The 16228-nt window shown below is 66.8% G+C and carries 12 protein-coding genes; 6 read left to right on the top strand and 6 right to left on the bottom strand.

Going from position 1 to position 16228, the window contains the following annotated elements:
* Positions 1 to 62 precede the first annotated feature (62 nt).
* Together J9611_RS10045 and J9611_RS10040 are read left to right on the top strand one after the other, a co-directional pair.
* Positions 63 to 905, top strand: a complete 843-nt coding sequence (locus tag J9611_RS10045; protein ID WP_211879796.1) for a prephenate dehydratase — start codon at positions 63 to 65, stop codon at positions 903 to 905.
* 190 nt (positions 906 to 1095) lie between these two features.
* Positions 1096 to 3222, top strand: coding sequence for a chorismate-binding protein (locus J9611_RS10040; protein ID WP_211879794.1), 2127 nt, complete (start codon positions 1096 to 1098; stop codon positions 3220 to 3222).
* Between the two features lie 18 nt (positions 3223 to 3240).
* On the opposite strand, the gene cls is transcribed toward J9611_RS10040, so the two are convergent.
* Positions 3241 to 4716, bottom strand: coding sequence for a cardiolipin synthase (gene cls, locus J9611_RS10035; RefSeq protein ID WP_211879792.1), 1476 nt, complete (start codon positions 4714 to 4716; stop codon positions 3241 to 3243).
* 93 nt (positions 4717 to 4809) lie between these two features.
* Between cls and J9611_RS10030 the strand changes: the two genes are divergently transcribed.
* A complete protein-coding gene (locus J9611_RS10030) occupies positions 4810 to 5796 on the top strand; it encodes an aminodeoxychorismate lyase (protein WP_211879791.1) in 987 nt (328 codons plus the stop codon).
* Between the two features lie 137 nt (positions 5797 to 5933).
* Here J9611_RS10030 and J9611_RS10025 read toward each other — a convergent pair whose 3' ends face one another.
* A complete protein-coding gene (locus tag J9611_RS10025) occupies positions 5934 to 6908 on the bottom strand; it encodes a polysaccharide deacetylase family protein (RefSeq protein ID WP_211879789.1) in 975 nt (324 codons plus the stop codon).
* Between the two features lie 16 nt (positions 6909 to 6924).
* On the bottom strand, positions 6925 to 8454 hold the full coding sequence (locus J9611_RS10020) for a purine-cytosine permease family protein (protein WP_211879787.1): 1530 nt from the start codon (positions 8452 to 8454) through the stop codon (positions 6925 to 6927).
* Positions 8455 to 8565: 111 nt separating this feature from the next.
* Here J9611_RS10020 and J9611_RS10015 point away from each other — a divergent pair, with 111 nt between their 5' ends.
* On the top strand, positions 8566 to 10110 hold the full coding sequence (locus tag J9611_RS10015; RefSeq protein WP_211879785.1) for a PucR family transcriptional regulator: 1545 nt from the start codon (positions 8566 to 8568) through the stop codon (positions 10108 to 10110).
* A gap of 67 nt (positions 10111 to 10177) precedes the next feature.
* On the opposite strand, the gene J9611_RS10010 is transcribed toward J9611_RS10015, so the two are convergent.
* The 3 genes from J9611_RS10010 to J9611_RS10000 form a co-directional block, all read right to left on the bottom strand.
* Positions 10178 to 11005: an IclR family transcriptional regulator gene (locus J9611_RS10010; protein ID WP_246527626.1), complete on the bottom strand. Its 828-nt coding sequence runs from the start codon at positions 11003 to 11005 to the stop codon at positions 10178 to 10180.
* Positions 11006 to 11102: 97 nt separating this feature from the next.
* Complete coding sequence (locus J9611_RS10005) at positions 11103 to 12359, bottom strand: aminopeptidase P family protein (protein WP_211879783.1); 1257 nt, start codon at positions 12357 to 12359, stop codon at positions 11103 to 11105.
* Between the two features lie 44 nt (positions 12360 to 12403).
* On the bottom strand, positions 12404 to 13762 hold the full coding sequence (locus tag J9611_RS10000) for an MFS transporter (RefSeq protein ID WP_211879781.1): 1359 nt from the start codon (positions 13760 to 13762) through the stop codon (positions 12404 to 12406).
* Positions 13763 to 14156: 394 nt separating this feature from the next.
* On the opposite strand from J9611_RS10000, the gene J9611_RS09995 reads away from it, so the two are divergent.
* Complete coding sequence (locus J9611_RS09995) at positions 14157 to 15281, top strand: S-(hydroxymethyl)mycothiol dehydrogenase (protein ID WP_211879779.1); 1125 nt, start codon at positions 14157 to 14159, stop codon at positions 15279 to 15281.
* Entirely contained in the window at positions 15278 to 15898 is a 621-nt protein-coding gene (locus J9611_RS09990) for an MBL fold metallo-hydrolase (protein ID WP_211879778.1), read from the top strand. Before J9611_RS09995 ends, J9611_RS09990 begins: the two co-directional genes overlap by 4 nt.
* The last annotated feature ends 330 nt before the right edge of the window (positions 15899 to 16228 follow it).

Genomic DNA, 16228 nt, shown 5'->3' with positions numbered 1-16228 from the left:
AGTAGCCGGGAACGCGGGTCCGGCGGCGTCCAGGGCTGGAAATCCGTGAAAGCATTTGCACCATGGCCAATAGGATTGCGTACCAGGGGGAACCCGGCGCCAACTCAAACATTGCATGCACGGACATGTTCCCAGACATGGACGCCGTGCCGTGCGCCAGCTTCGAGGACGTCTTCGAACTCGTGACGAGCGGTACGGCGGACCTGGCGATGATTCCGATCGAAAACTCGATCGCCGGACGCGTAGCCGACATCCACACGCTCCTTCCAAATTCCCACCTTCAAATCGTCGGAGAGTACTTTCTTCGCATCCGGTTCGACCTGCTCGGCATTCCAGGCAGCACCATCGAACAGGCGAAGGAGGTGCACAGCCACCTGCATGCCTTGGGCCAGTGCCGCAAACTCATCCGGTCGTTGGGGTTAAGGCCCGTCATCGCAGGCGATACCGCCGGTTCTGCACGGGAAGTCCGCGATTGGAACGACCCTTCCAAAGTCTCACTGGCGCCACCGCTGGCCGCAGGCATGTACGGTCTCGACGTCCTGGCCTCCGGCGTCGAAGATGATCCGACGAACACCACCCGATTCGTCGTCCTCGCACAAGAGCGTCCGACACCCGGCCGTGGCACCTTCCCCGGACCCGTGATCACGAGTTTCCTGTTTCGCGTCCGCAATGTCCCGTCCGCGCTGTACAAGGCGCTGGGCGGTTTCGCCACTAACGGCGTCAACATGACGCGGCTGGAAAGCTACATGGTCGGCAACGAATTCTCGGCGACCATGTTCATGGCCGACGTCGAAGGCCACCCGGATGAACCACCGCTGCGCAGGGCACTGGAAGAGCTGGAATTCTTTACCACTGAGGTGAGAATACTGGGCGTCTACGCCGCGGATGCCTACCGATCCGGATAACCCGCACGCACCGACGTCGTGGGTGCATGCTTCCGCCTTTTGATGGCAAGACTTGTCACAACCAGCGCCGGGAAGCTAGCCAGCGGCATCACGGCCTATGGCCTCGCCGGCTGCAGCGGCCGAATCACCACGGGCGGCGGCCGGACCGGCAACATCACGGCAACGCGGGGCAGCGGGTACGCTCTATTTCATGAGCCAAGCACCCGTCATCATCGCCATCGACGGGCGGTCAGGCGCGGGAAAGACCACTCTGGCCATCGAACTCGCGGCGCGCCTCCGGGAGCACCACAAGGTCTCGCTCTTCCACCTCGAGGACATCTACCCGGGCTGGAACGGGCTCACAGCGGGGATCGAGCGCTACATCTCCACGGTCCTGGCCCCGCTGCGGCGCGGCGAGACGGCCGCCTGGGTCAGCTGGGACTGGGACAGGCATTACGACGGCGAAACCCGCACCACCCAGCCGGCCGAGATCGTGCTGGTGGAAGGCGTAGGCGCCGCCGCGGAAGCCGCCCGGCCCCTGCTGGACGCGGTCATCTGGGCGGACTCCCCGGAGCCGGACCGGCGCGCCCGCGCGCTGGCCCGCGACGGCGACACCTACGCGCCCTTCTGGGAGCAGTGGGCCGCCCAGGAGCTGGAATGGCTCGCGGCTGATGATGTTCCGGCGCACGCCGACGTCCGGGTGCTCAACCTTGCGAACGGCTCCGCCCCGGCCGATGTCCTGCAGTGCCTCCAGTACCTTCCCGCGCTGGCACCCGTGCTCCTGCCCGAGCTCGCGGCCCGCCGCGGGCTCCAGCTCCGGGCCGAACGGATCGCGGCGGCGCCGGATCCCGCCCGGCTGTTCGAGGCGCTGTTCGGCCGCTCCTCCAACGCGGTGTGGCTGGACTCCTCGCTGCCGCCGGAGGGCCTGTCCCCGGCGGCCGCCGGACGCAGCCGGTTCAGCATCCTGGCGGACGACGGCGGCCGCTTCGGCCAGGCGGTCCGGCACAGCTCCGGGCTGACCCGGGTGAGCGCCGGCACCGCCACCGTAACCACGGACGGTCCGTTCTTCCGCTGGCTCGACGGCGTCTGGGGCGGCCGCGCCCTCCCCACCCCCGACGGCTACCCCTGCGAATTCACCCTGGGCTGGCTGGGCTACCTCGGCTACGAGCTCAAACGCGAGACCGGCGGCAGCGACGTCACCGCGCAGACCCCCGACGCCTGCCTCATCTTCGCGGGCCGCGCCGTGGTCCTGGACCATCTGGAGGGCACGGTGTGGCTGCTGGCCCTCGACACCCCCGACGCCGGGGACTGGCTCGGGGCGGCGCGCTCGGCGGTGACGGACGCGGCACTGGCGCCGGCGGCGGGCGGCGCCGCCGTCGTTCATTCTGCCACTGGCCCCACCCCCCTGGGCTTCCGCGCGCGGGACAGGGAGGCGGACTACAAGGCCAAGATCACCGAGGCCCAGCGCGAGATCTTCGAGGGAAACACCTACGAGGTCTGCCTCACCACCACCCTGTCTGCCGCAATGCCGGCGCCCTCCCTGGCCCCGGCCGGGCCCGCCGGGCCGGGGAAGCTGGACCCGTGGCAGGCCTACCTGGCGCTGCGGCGGAGGAACCCGGCGCCCTTCGCCAGCTATCTGCGCTTCGGGGACCTCGCCGTGGCCAGCACCTCGCCGGAGCGCTTCCTGAAGATCGCGGCCGACGGCGGGATGCGCGCCGAGCCGATCAAGGGCACCCGGCGCCGCGACCCGGATCCGGGCCGGGACGCGGAGTTGCGGCGGGACCTCGAATCCTCCCCCAAGGACCGGGCCGAGAACATCATGATCGTGGACCTGCTCCGCAACGACCTCAGCCACTTCGCCGTGCCCGGTTCGGTGACCGTCAGCCGGCTCTGCGCGGTCGAAAGCTACGCCACCGTGCACCAGCTGGTGAGCACCATCGACGCCCGGCTCAGGCCGGGCATGCCCCGGGCCGAGGCCGTGGCCGCCTGCTTCCCCGCCGGTTCCATGACCGGGGCGCCCAAGGTCAGCACCATGGCCATCCTGGACCGGCTCGAAGGCGGACCGCGCGGCGTGTACTCCGGCGCGATCGGCTACTTCTCGCTCAACGGCGCCACCGACCTCGCCGTGGCCATCCGCACCCTGGTGGTCAGCGCCGGCGCTGACCCGCACGGGGCCGGCACGGACGGCGCTGACCCGGACGGCGCCGCCACGGTGCTGAGCCTCGGCGTCGGCGGGGCGATCACGGCGGATTCCTCCTCGCAGGAGGAGTACGAGGAGATCCGGACCAAGGCGTTCGGCGTCCTCTCGGCGCTCGGCGCCGAATTCCCCGCCGGCTGACACCCGCCGGCCGAAGCCCTACTGCAGGGTGGCCGTCAGCCTCGCGACATTGTCCACGTACTTCGCAGCCATCGGCCGCTTCATCCAGTTCTCGAGGGTCAGTTCGTGCGAGATGTCGCGGTAGGTGTCCTCCACGGCCCGGACCCTCTTCACGATGTCCTCGCCCAGAAGCATCACCGAGACCTCGAGGTTCAGCGAGAAGGAGCGCATGTCCATGTTGCTCGAGCCCAGCACGGCGACCTCGCCGTCGATCGTGAAATGCTTGGCGTGCAGCACGAACGGCGCCTTGTAGAGGTAGATCCGCACCCCGGCTTCGAGCAGCGCCTCGTAGTAGGACTGCTGGGCGTGGTGGACCAGGAACTGGTCACCCTTTTCCGAGACGAAGAGTTCGACGTCGACGCCCCGCTGGGCCGCCGTCGTCACCGCGTAGAGCAGCGAATCGTCCGGGACGAAGTAGGGGCTGCAGATCGAGATCTTGTGCTGCGCCGAGTAGATGAGCGTGTTGAAGAGCCGCAGGTTGTTCTCGGTGATGAAGCCGGGGCCGCTGGGCACCACCTGGGCCGTGACATTGCCGGGATGGGATTCGGGGCGGTGCTCCAGCTGGTCCTCGAGCGACTCGTCGGTCTCGCTGAGCCAGTCGGTGGCGAAGACGACGTTGAGCGTGGTGACGATCGGCCCGCGCAGGCAGGCCATGAGCTCCACCCACTCGCGGCCCACCTTGCGGTGCCGCGGGTTGTTGTAGGAGGGCTCGATCAGGTTCTGCGACCCGGTGAAGGCCACCTCGCCGTCGATCACCATGATCTTGCGGTGGTTGCGCAGGTCCGGGCGGCGCCACTGTCCGTGCACGGGGCTCAGCGGCAGCATGGGCCGCCAGCTGATCTTGCTGGCCTTGAGCCGGGCAACCAGTTTGCGGTACCCCTTGATCCGCAGCGTGCCGAGGTGGTCGAACAGGATGCGGACCTTGACGCCGCGCTCGGCGGCGTCCTCCAGGGCGCTGAACAGATCGTCCGTGACGTAGTCCGTGCTCATGATGTAGAACTCGGCGTTGACGAAGGATCTGGCGCCGCGGACGGCCTCGGCCATCGCCTTGATGGAATCCGGGTAGCCCGGGAGCAGTTCGACGCTGTTGCCGTCCACCATGGGCAGCGAGCCCAGGGTCTTGTTCAGTTCCGCCGCGGAGGCCACCCATTCGGGGCCGTCGTACCCGCTCTCGAGGGCGGCCAGCGCGGATGTGCCGGCCCGGACGCGCGTGTTCACCTCCTCCTGCTGGGCCCGCCTGCGCCGGGACAGCCGGAAGTTGCCGAAGAGCAGGAACAGCACCAGGCCGACGGAGGGCACGAAGAAGATGCCCAGCAGCCAGGCCATGGCGGTGGTCGGACGGCGGTTGCCGGGGATGATCCCGAGGGCCAGCACGCGGATGACGAAGTCGGCGACGGTCAGGATCAGGATCACCCAGGACGGCAGTGTTCCCGCCAGCGGAAATGGCCACAGCACAGGCGAACCCCTCAAGCTCCAGACCCGCGGAACGCTTCCGGAACGGGCAATCCCCAAATCCTATCCCGGCGTGTCCCGCACTAAGCTGAAACCATGACCTCTCCTGCCCCCGTTCCCATCCCCGCCCCGGTGCTGGTTTTCCTGGATCCTGCGTTTGAGGACGGCCGAGTTGCCGACGCCTCCAAGCCGCAGCTGATGGCCACGGACCAGGGCGCCACCCGGGGCGACGGCGTCTTCGAGTCGCTGCTCGCCGTCGGCGGCCAGCCCCGCAAGCTCCAGGCGCATCTGGACCGCCTGGCCGGATCCGCCCGGGTGATGGAACTGGTCATCCCGGCGGAGGATGCGTGGCGGCGCGCGATCGGGACGGCGATCGGCGAATACCGGACCCAGCGTGGTCCGGCCGGGGCCGCGGACGCCGGCGCGGATGATACCGGCGCCGAAGACGATGAACTGGTGGTGAAGCTCATCGTGACCCGCGGGGTCGAGGGCGCCTCCACCCCCACCTGCTGGGTGCAGGCCTCCGAGCCGGGGTCCTCGGGCCGGCGCCAGCGCCAGACCGGGATCGACATCATCCTCCTGGACCGCGGCTACGACAGCGGGGCGGGCGAGCGCGCGCCCTGGCTGCTGCTCGGCGCCAAGACCCTTTCCTACGCGGTGAACATGGCCGCGCTGCGGTACGCCCGCCGGCAGGGCGCGGACGACGTCATCTTCACCTCCGCGGACGGCATGGTCCTGGAGGGCCCGACGTCGACCGTGCTGCTGGCACACCTGGAAACCTCCGACGACGGCGCCGGCGGCACCCGCACGGTCCGCCGGCTCATCACGCCGCAGCAGGACAGCGGCATCCTCCCGGGAACTTCGCAGGGCGCACTTTTCACCGCGGCCAAGGCGGCCGGCTGGGAGCTCGGCTACGGACCGCTGGAGCCGAAGGACCTGCTGGACGCCGACGCCGTGTGGCTCATTTCCAGCATCCGGCTCCTGGCGCCCGTCAACCACATCGACGGCCAGGAAATCGGCACCCCGGAACTGCGCAAGCGGCTCACGGCCGAGCTCAACGAACTGTACGCCACAATCGAGTAGCCCCCCGCACCCTGCCCGCACCCTCCCCCACACAGCAACGCGGGGTCACTTACGGCCCATTCCGTGGTCCCGGATGGGCGGTAAGTGACCCCGCGTTGCTTGCCCTGTCGCAGGCAGGACCGTGCTCGAAATCTGCCTTAGATTCCGGCTCCCGTGAGGCCGGCGACCGAATTCTGCGGTTGACGTACGGTAGCCGGGGTGAACCGCGCACCGGTGTCCGGGAAGGCGGGTACGGCAATGCTTGCGTGGGTGTGGATTTCCGGGACGGATTCGCGGGTGTGCTCTGCGATCTGTTGGAGGGTCGTGACCCACATGCCGTCCATGGACTTGACCCGGTCGATCAGCCGTTCCAGAGCCACCGCCTTGGACGGCCGGCCGGAGATGAACGGGTGGTTGGTCAGGACGAAGCAGCTCCCGGCGGCGTGGTGCGCTTCGGCCTCCAGCGTCCACATTTCGAGGACCTTGGCCGGGCTTTCGATGACGCCGCTTCCGGTGACGCCGGGGTAGAAGGCGTACTGTTCCCAGTCATCCAGTGCCCAGTCGACGGGGATCTCCACGAGGTCGCGGGGGTCTCCGTCGGCGACGCTGAAGCGGTAGGGGGCGTCGCCGTCGAGCAGGCTTGAGTCATAGAGGAAGCCGCGGTCGGCGAGGAGCGCTGCCGAGTGCCAGTTCAGCTCCCACCACGGTGCGCGGTAGCCTGCCGGGCGGACTCCTGCGGCCTTGGCCAGTGCGTCCAGGCCCCGGTCCAGGTAGCGGGCCTCTGTCGCGGCGTCGATGCCCTGCATGTGTTCGTGCAGGTAGCCGTGGTGGGCGATCTCGTGGCCTCCGTCGGCTATGCGGCGGACGACGTCGGGGTAGCATTCGGCGGTGAATCCCGGGATAAAGAACGTCGCCTGGATGTCCTGCCGTTCCAGGATCTGCAGGAGCCTCGGGACGGCCACCTTCGGCCCGTAGGACTGGTGCGTCATGAGCGACATGCGCCGGGTGCTTTGCGGGTCATGGGCGATGGTGCAGGACTCGGCATCCACATCGAAGGTGAAGGAGGCGGCGGCGCGGTAGCCTTCGGGCCAGGTACTGGGATGGGCGGTGTCAGCGAATGCGGGAAAGTTCATCGGGGTGATCTCCTAGCTAGAGGCCGGCGGGGGTGGTGGACGCGGCCGGAATGCCGGTCGGCTGGGGGGCGGATGCCCCGGGGGCGGTTTCGGTCTCGCGGCTCAGGTGCAGGTAGCGGCGATGGAACCGCGGGCCCATGATGGCGTAGGCCGCGGCGGCGGACAGGCCGCCGGCGAGCCAGGACAGGTCCCAGCCGCCCAGGGCCACGGCGATGGGTCCCTGCATCGCCGGTACCAGCCCGTACATGAACAGCCAGGTGGCGAAGATGCCGATCAGCAGGGAGGCGATGCCTGCAGGGTTCACGCCCGGCAGGCGCTTCGTGCCGACAGCGTCGAAGAGCCTGGACGGATCGCCGGGCCAGCGCTTCTCAATCCAGAAGTAGTGCACCAGCATGACTCCGCCCCAGGCGGCCACCCAGGCGACCAGGCCGATCAGCCACGCGTCCAGCACAGAGGCGAAATCCTCCTGGAAGATGAAGAAGACCACGGCTGCGAGGGAGAAGACGCCGACGAACAGGTTCAGTTTGCGCCGGCTGATGGAGATGTCCAGTGCCTGGGTGGCCACGGAGAAGGTGTAGATGTTCAGGATGTTGGTGGCGATCGGGCCGTGCAGCACCATGAGCAGCACGGGCAGGGCCAGGGCGCCGAAGTTCAGCACGATGAGTTTGCCGGGGTCGATCTCGCCGGTGTTGGTGGCCAGGCTGGCCCCCAGGATGCCCAGCCAGACGACGGGGATGAACTGGCCCAGCACCGATGCGAGGTAGACCTTGCGCTTGGGGACTTCGGTGCTGACGAAGCGGGAGTAGTCGGCGGCGTAGGTGAACCAGGTGATGCCCCAGCCGATGCCGATGGCCGTCATGACCGCGCTCATCGCGGCGATGCGGTCCGAGCCTTCCAGGATGTGGCCGGCGGGGCCGGCGTAGGACCAGTTGATCTTCATGCCGAACCAGGCCACCGCCGACATCACGGCCAGGATGACGATGGTCGGCGGGACCGTCCACTTTTCGAACGCCGCGATTGCCTTGTAGCCGAACCAGGCAATGGCCACCTGCGCGGCCATGATGACGGTGGCGATGCCGACCTTCCACATGTAGTTGTGGGCGAGCGGATCAACCCATCCAAGGGTGCCGAAAAGCGCCATGACCAGATCCAGGATGATCCAGGTGTTGACGGCGCACCAGCCGATCACCAGGAGGGCCTGGATGCCGGCGGGCAGGTAGTTCCCGCGCCGGCCGAATACGGCCCGGGCCAGGACCATGCCGGTCGCTCCCGTCTTCTGGCCAAGCAAAACAAAGAGCCCGAAGAGCAGCATTCCGATGAGGTTTCCCAGCACGAGCACGGTGACCGTGTCCGCAAATCCCAGGCCGAGCTGGATGCCGAGGGCGCCGAGCACCCAGTTGATCGGGGCGAGGTTCGCGCCGGCCCAGATCCAGAACTGGCCTGAGACTTTTCGGGTCCGCTGGGATTCGGGAATGGGCTGGAGCCAGGCTTCGTGGTCTTCGCCGGCCACTGGGCCAGCCGGAACCACTGGGGTTTGTTGACGCATTGGGGGGCCTCCGTGAGAGTTTTTGGGGATGCCCTAAGGTTATGTGGCGTGGCACACATCGCCATATATACAATGTGTCGAGACAAACGGGCTCGAATGCGACGGAGTGTAATGGCGATACGGCTTGCGGATGTTCTTACCCATCCGACCCTGGCGGCGGCGGACCCCGTGCTCCGGGCAGCAGCAGCCGCCGCAACCCGGACCCAGCTCCGGTGGATCCACTCCAGTGAAGTTCTGGACATCGCGCCGCTGCTTGGCGGCGGGGAGCTTCTGCTTACGGGCGGGGAAGCCCTCGCCCTCGCCTCCGAAGAGCGGCGGATCAGCTACATCCGCGAACTGGCAGAGCGGGGAGTGGCCGCCCTGGCCATCGAAACCGGCCATGCCCTTCCGTCAATCCCCTCCCCGATGGTGGCGGCAGCCGAAGCAGCAGGCCTTCCGCTGATCGAGCTTCGCAGGGTGGTGCCGTTTGTCGGCGTCATGCAGGCCATCAACTCGATGCTGGTCAGTGAATCGGTTTCCCAACTGCAGCGGGCCGATGAGGCCAGTCACGCGATGGCCGTTGAGCTGGCGCACGGCGGCAGCCTGGACCGGATCCTGTCCGTGCTGGCCGGCATCACTCACGCCGAGGTGACCCTGACGTCAATATCGGGTGCAACCCTGGCCAGTGCAACGTCCGGCCAGGCCGAGTCCGCCGACGGCGCCGTCTCCGGCGCTGCCACCCAGGAACGCCCACGTCCGATTCACATCGACGTTCCCGTGCGCGGAATCCTTTCGGCGCGGCTGGCCCTCCAGATCGCGGCGGACGGGGATGCGAATCTTGCGCGTACGGCCGGAAACCGTTCGGTGGACATTCTGGCCCTGGCGCTGCTGCAGCGGATGTCCCCCGGCCTGAAGGAAGTTGCCGCGGCAGCTTTGCTGCGGGCGATTGATTCCGGCAGTCAGGCCTGGCGGCTGCAACAGCTGGCTTCCACAGCCGGGATTCCTGCATCTGCCCCGCTCGTGGCAGTGGTGGTCCGGTCCGCCATATCGCAACAGGTGCGGGCCTCCGTGGAGCAGCTTCTGTCCCGAAGGGCACAGCCTAGCGCCACGTATGTGGACAACGCCGAGCTTCTGGCAGTGACGGTCCTCCCGGATGATGCTCCCAAGGCAGGCCGGAACGAGCTCCTGGCCCGCCTGCGGGCGCTTCCAGCCCTGGCAGGAACGCTCACTGCCGTTGGTCCGCTGGCCGCCGGAATTTCGGAAGCCCCCTGGGCATTGGCCGAAGCGAAGCTGACTCTGGAATTGGCGGGCGGCCCGGGCCAATCCCAGGCGGAGGCTGGTGGCACGCACACTCCCGTGATCGATTCCGAGACATACGCCCTCGAACGTTTCGCTGTTCAATCCCTGGATACTGAGCAACGACGGAACTTCGTGCGCCGGCAGCTGGGCGCGCTCCTGGATCACGATGCCAAACGCCATTCACAGCTGCTGGGCACGCTCGCAACGTGGCTGGATTCCGGCTGCAACACCGCCCAGGCGGCCAGGGAGCTGCATGTGGAACGGCAGTCAATGCATCAGCGGCTGCAACGGATCTTCGAACTGTGCGGCGGTGACCCCCGGGTCACGGGCCGGCTGGCGGCATTTCATTTGGCCACCCGGCTTGCGCGGCTCCCCTGAGTGCCACGGGCGGCGTCCCGGCCAGGCACCTCCGGCCATGGACCACGAAGCGAAGTTGCGCGGCAAGCTAGCGTTGCTTGCCTTGTTCCGTGCTCCCGGGCGCACGTCCGCCCAGGCGGGTGGTGACCCGGTGTGCCGCGGCGGCGCACGCTTCGCCCAGGCTTTCCAGTCTTTCCCGTGAGACGCGGAACCGGGGCGCCGGGACCAGGACGGCGGCCACGACATCGCCACGGTGATCGTAGACGGGTGCTGCCACGCCCACTTCGTCGATGGAGGATTCGCCGTAGTTGATGGCCCAGCCCCGGCGCGACACGTCCTTGAGCCTGATCTCGTAGGCCTCGACGCTGGTGTCGTCCAGTCCGGGATAGGCGATGGCCCCGCTGCGCAGCATCGCACCGACGCGTTCGGCGGTTTGGGCCGAGAGGAAGACCTGCACGGAGGCGCTCATGGCGTCCTTGTAGCGCGCGCCGAGCGGGGTGGTGTGTTTGATCTGGTGATGGCTGGCGATCTGTTCCACGCACATCGATTCGGTGCCGTTCCACACCATGAGGGCGCTCGTCTCGCCCGTCTGTTCGGCCAGTTCACGCAGGACCGGATACGCCACGCGCCGTTCTTCCAGTTCGGCCAGCAGCGGCCCGGCGATGGCGATCAGCCCCAGGCCCAGGCGGAAACGGCGCGTTTCCGGGTCCCGTTCCACCAGGTGTTCCTGTTCGAAGGTGGACAGGATCCGGGAAACGGTGCTTTTGTGCAGGCCGACCCTGTGGGCGATCTCGGTGACGCCGAGCAGTGGTTCGTCCGCCGTAAAGGTCCGCAGGACGGCGATGGCGTTGACGATGACGGAGGTGCCCTTGGTGTCGCCGTTTCCGTTGGTGTCAGGAGATTCTGCTGGAGCCATGATATAAACCATCATTCCGTATGAGAGCCGAAAAGCGGCGCCACGTCGGATGTGGCGCCGCTTTCCTTGCGGTTAGGGTGTGCGGTTCAGGGGACGGTCAGGCGCCCACGATGTTGTGCTCGGGGCCGAAGGGGAACTTTGTGATGTTCTCGGCTCCGTCCTCACCCACCACCAGGATGTCGTGCTCACGGTAGCCGCCGGCGCCGGGCTGGCCGTCCAGGACGGTGATCATGGGTTCCATGGAGACCACCATGCCGGGCTCCAGCACTGTGTCGATGTCCTCGCGGAGCTCCAGTCCGGCTTCCCGGCCGTAGTAGTGGCTCAGGACGCCGAAGGAGTGTCCGTAGCCGAAGGTCCGGTTGGCCAGCAGTCCGCGGCTGATGTAGATCTCGTTCAGCTCAGCGGCGATGTCCTTGCAGACAGCGCCGGGCTTGATGAGCTCGAGGCCCCGCTTGTGGACTTCCACGTTGATGTTCCACAGCTCCAGGGAGCGGGCATCCGGTTCGCCGTAGAACAGGGTCCGCTCCAGGGCCGTGTAGTAGCCGGAGGTCATCGGGAAGCAGTTCAGCGACAGGATGTCGTGTTCCTGGATCTTGCGGGTAGTGGCCCAGTTGTGCGCGCCGTCGGTGTTGATGCCGGACTGGAACCAGACCCAGGTGTCACGGATTTCGGAATCCGGGAAGGTCCGGGCAATCTCGTGGACCATCGCTTCGGTGCCGATCAGGGCGACCTCGTACTCGGTGATCCCGGCGGTGATGGCGTTGCGGATGGCTTCCCCGCCCAGGTCGCCGATGCGGGCCCCGTGCTTGATGACCTCGATCTCTTCGGCCGACTTGATCATCCGCTGCCGCATGGCGGCCTGGGCCACGTCCACCAGGGTGGCCGATTCGAAGGCCGCCTGGATCTTGTTCCGGTTGACCAGCGGCAGCGAGTCGTCCTCGACGCCGAGCCGGCGGACGTTGATGCCGCGGGTCCGCAGCGCCTCCTGGATGGCGAAGATGTAGTTGTCCCGGCGCCAGTCCGTGTAGACCACGTTGTCGCCGTAGCTGCGCCGCCACGGCATGCCGGCGTCGATGTTGGCGGTGACGGTCACGGTGTCGTCCTTGGTGACCACCATGGCGTAGGAACGGCCGAAGTAGGTGAACAGGAAGTCGGAGTAGTACTTGATGGAGTGGTAGCTGGTCAGGACGACGGCGTCCAGGCTCTTCTCGGCCATGATCCGGCGGAGGCCGGCGAGACGGCGCTCAAATTCCGCGGTGGAGAAAGTCAGCTTTTCCTTCTGCCCATTGTGCAGGACCTTCAGGCGCTCCAGTTCTGCGATGGACGTGGCGTTCTCGGATGCGGTGGTGGTCATAGTGTTTCCTTTGGTTGGTTGTTGATGTGTGTTCGGGAGCAGGATCAGTGGGAGCGCAGTGCCTGGCGGGAGGTTTCCTTGGCGCACAGAACGGCGATGAGTGAAATCACCGCTGCCGCCATGAGGTACCAGCCGGGGGCCAGCTTGCTGTGGGTCACTCCGATCAGCAGGGTCGCCATGAAGGGGGCCGTGCCGCCGAAGATGGCGTTGGAGAGGTTGAAGCTGACGGCGAAGCCGCTGTAGCGGACATTGGTGGGGAAAAGCTCGGCCAGGAAGCTGGGCAGTGTCCCGTCGTTGAGCGTCAGCATGGCACCGAGCAGGATCTGGACCAGCAGGATAACCATGAAGTTGCCGGTGTCCAGCAGCATGAACGCCGGAACGGTCAACAGGATGAACAACACGGAGGCCGAGATCAGCACCCGTTTACGGCCGTACCTGTCCGAGGCCATGCCGGTCAGGAAGATGAACCCGATGTAGGTCAGGAGCGCAATGGTCGTGGCCAGGAACGACTCGGTGGCGCCGAAGCCCAACTCGGTCGAGAGGTATGTCGGCATGTAGCTGAGGATGACGTAGAAGCCGACGGCGTTGAGCAGCACGGCGCCGACGGCCAGCAGCAGCGCCCGCCAATGGTCCCTGAACAGTGCGCTGACCGGCGCCTTGACGGTTTCGTCCTCGGCTGCGAGGGCCAGGAACGCAGGCGTGTCCTCCAGCTTGGTGCGGATGTAGCGGCCGATCAGTCCCATGGGTGCGGCCAGCAGGAATGGCAGCCGCCAGCCCCAGTCCTGCATCTGGTCCGCGGGCAGCATGATGGACAAGAGCGCTGCCAGCAGTGAGCCCAGCAGCAGGCCCGCGGCTGTGCTGGCCGGGACCACCGCGGCATAGAGCCCGCGCCGGTTGGCCGGCGCATATTCCACCAGGAAGGCCGATGCTCCGGCGTACTCGCCGGCCGCTGAGAAGCCCTGCACGACACGGACCAGCAGGAGCAGGATGGGTGCCCCGATGCCGATGGAGCTGTACCCCGGGATAAGGGCAATGGCGAACGTGGCCGCCGACATGATCAGAATCGACAGCGAGAGGGCCGTCCGGCGCCCGACCCTGTCTCCGATCCGGCCCCAGATGAAGCCGCCCAGGGGACGGACAAAGAAGGAGATGGCAAATACGGCAAAAGTGGCCAGCAGTGCCGTCGGCTTGTCCTGTTCCGGAAAGAAGACGGCCGCGATTGTCGTGGCCAGGTAGCCGTACACCGCGTAGTCAAACCATTCGACGAAGTTGCCGATGAAACTGGCGGTGATAACGCGCCGCCGGGTTTCCTTGCTGATGCCGCCGCCGTTGACGGGTGCGGGCTGGCCGCCAAGCGGCGCTGATGACGCCGATGCAGCCATGGGAGTTGTTTCGTTAGTCATAGGTCCACCAATGAATTTTGGAGTTGCAATGAACGCAACGCTGTTGCACCAGATTAGGCGTGACGCGGACCACAGTCAATGCTTTTTTGACTAGAGGTGGAAGAAAACACTGGCTTCGATGCGTTCGTCCTACCGTTTCGAGTTCCAAGTGATCAGCCCTCATGTTGCATTAGGCAAAACCATGTTGCGGTAAAGCAGACCCGTGGGAGGCTCTCGGCCGGGGGTCGGCGTGGCCCTGCCGCACAATCTATTGACACCCCCCGTGGGGACTGCCATATTTTCCGTAAGCCCTATATGCACCATGTTGCGTAATACGCAACCAGCTTGAGCCAGCAAGATGGGCAACAATGCCGCCATCAGGAGTCCCGGGGATTCAGGAAAGGAACACAATCCAGTGGTTCACAAGGTAAAGGCAGTCATAGCCAAGGAAAAGAACGCCCCGGTTTCGGTGGAGACCATCCTGGTACCGGATCCGGGCCCGGGCGAGGCCCTGGTGGACATCCTCACGTGCGGTGTCTGCCACACGGACCTGCACTACAAGCAGGGCGGAATCACTGACGATTTCCCCATCCTGCTGGGCCACGAGGCGACTGGGGTGGTCAGCGCCGTCGGACCGGACGTCACGGAAGTGGCTCCCGGCGACCGCGTGATTCTGAACTGGCGGGCCGTCTGCGGCGAATGCCGCGCCTGCGCCAAGGGCCAGCCGCAGTACTGCTTCAACACGCACAACGCCACGCAAAAGATGACGCTCGAGGACGGCACGGAACTCTCCCCCGCGCTCGGCATCGGCGCCTTCGCCGAGAAGACGCTCGTCGCCGCCGGGCAGTGCACCAAGGTTGACGAGGACGCCGATCCCGCCGCCGTCGGGCTGCTCGGCTGCGGAGTGATGGCAGGCATTGGCGCCGCGATTAACACCGGTGAGGTCAAGCGGGGCGAATCCGTCGCCGTGATCGGCTGCGGCGGCGTGGGCATCGCCGCCATCGCGGGCGCGAAGCTGGCCGGTGCCACCACGATCATCGCCGTGGACATCGACGCCAACAAGGTGGAAATGGCGAAGTCCCTCGGCGCCACCCACGGCGTGGACGCCAGCAAGGAAGATCCGGTTGAAGCCATCCGGGCGCTGACCGGCGGCAACGGTGCCGACGTCGTGATCGAGGCGGTGGGACGCCCCGAAACCTACAAGCAGGCGTTCTACGCCCGGGACCTGGCCGGCCGCGTGGTGCTCGTGGGCGTCCCGACGCCGGACATGAAGATCGAGCTGCCCCTGCTGGATGTCTTTGGCCGCGGCGGGTCCCTGAAGTCCTCCTGGTACGGGGACTGCCTGCCGTCCCGGGACTTCCCGATGCTGGTCCAGCACTACAGGCAGGGCAACCTCGACCTCGACGCCTTCGTCACCGAGCGCATCACCATCGACCAGGTGGAAGAGGCCTTCGCCAAAATGCACGAAGGCAAGGTCCTGCGTTCCGTGGTTGAAATCCGCCCCACCGGCCCGGCCGGCGCTTCGGCGGTCTCCGCATGAGCGTCACCATCGAGAACCTGGTCACCTCGGGGACGTTTTCGCTCGACGGCGGCACCTGGGACGTGGACAACAACGTCTGGATCGTGGGGAACGAGGAAGAATGCGTGATCATCGATTCCCCGCATGACGCAGATGCGATCATCAGCCAGGTCCGCGGCCGGAAGGTTCTGGCCATCCTGCTCACGCACGCGCACAACGACCACATCGGCGCGGCGCGTGCCGTGGCGGAGGAGGTGAAGGCAGCGGTCTACCTGCATCCCGATGACCTGGTGCTCTGGGAACAGGTCTATCCCGACGCCAAACCGGACCGCTACCTTGCCGACGGCGACGAGTTCCAGGTGGGCGGGGCGACCCTGCGGGCCATCCACACCCCGGGCCACTCGCCGGGGTCCATGTGCTTCCACCTCGAGGGTGAAGGGACGGTCTTTACGGGGGACACGCTGTTCAACGGCGGCCCGGGCGCCACCGGCCGGTCGTACAGCGACTACCCCACCATCCTCGCCTCCATCCGTGAACGGCTGCTGACGCTGCCGGCAGGGACCGTGGTCCGCACCGGCCACGGGGACAGCACCACCATCGGGGCGGAGCGGGAGACGCTGGCGAGGGTCGGCCAATGAAGGCGTCCCCATCAAGTTCGGCAGGCAGCCGGCTCCCGTCGCGGACATCAACGAGGACGAGCTGGAAGTCCACAAACCGGAGAAGGAAGCCGCCGGCGTCAAGGCAGTGATGGTGGCGCTGGAGCGCGCCGTGGCGCGGGAATCCAACAGGGTTCCCAGCGCCTCGCACAGTCCCTAATCCTTTCTGTGCATCCTGGCCTGCTGCACCAGGTCGGCCATCCACGGCCGGGTTCCGTGCCGGAGGACCATGCCCTCGGGCAACCCCTGGATGGTCGCGTCGGAGCCGGAAATGTCGATGGTAATCCGGCCGCCGGCCATGGGAGCGTTGGT

Origin of the sequence: Pseudarthrobacter albicanus (assembly GCF_018224015.1) — a bacterium.
Taxonomy (GTDB): Bacteria; Actinomycetota; Actinomycetes; order Actinomycetales; family Micrococcaceae; genus Arthrobacter; species Arthrobacter albicanus.
This window is presented reverse-complemented; position numbering and strand designations above follow the sequence as displayed.

Excerpts from the sequence above, each read along its gene's own strand:
- J9611_RS10045 (WP_211879796.1), top strand. The coding sequence starts at position 63 with ATGGCCAATAGGATTGCGTACCAGGGGGAACCCGGCGCCAACTCAAAC.
- J9611_RS10040 (WP_211879794.1), top strand. The coding sequence starts at position 1,096 with ATGAGCCAAGCACCCGTCATCATCGCCATCGACGGGCGGTCAGGCGCG.
- J9611_RS10030 (WP_211879791.1), top strand. The coding sequence starts at position 4,810 with ATGACCTCTCCTGCCCCCGTTCCCATCCCCGCCCCGGTGCTGGTTTTC.
- J9611_RS10025 (WP_211879789.1), bottom strand. The coding sequence starts at position 6,908 with ATGAACTTTCCCGCATTCGCTGACACCGCCCATCCCAGTACCTGGCCC.
- J9611_RS10020 (WP_211879787.1), bottom strand. The coding sequence starts at position 8,454 with ATGCGTCAACAAACCCCAGTGGTTCCGGCTGGCCCAGTGGCCGGCGAA.
- J9611_RS10015 (WP_211879785.1), top strand. The coding sequence starts at position 8,566 with ATGGCGATACGGCTTGCGGATGTTCTTACCCATCCGACCCTGGCGGCG.
- J9611_RS10010 (WP_246527626.1), bottom strand. The coding sequence starts at position 11,005 with ATGGCTCCAGCAGAATCTCCTGACACCAACGGAAACGGCGACACCAAG.
- J9611_RS10005 (WP_211879783.1), bottom strand. The coding sequence starts at position 12,359 with ATGACCACCACCGCATCCGAGAACGCCACGTCCATCGCAGAACTGGAG.
- J9611_RS10000 (WP_211879781.1), bottom strand. The coding sequence starts at position 13,762 with ATGACTAACGAAACAACTCCCATGGCTGCATCGGCGTCATCAGCGCCG.
- J9611_RS09990 (WP_211879778.1), top strand. The coding sequence starts at position 15,278 with ATGAGCGTCACCATCGAGAACCTGGTCACCTCGGGGACGTTTTCGCTC.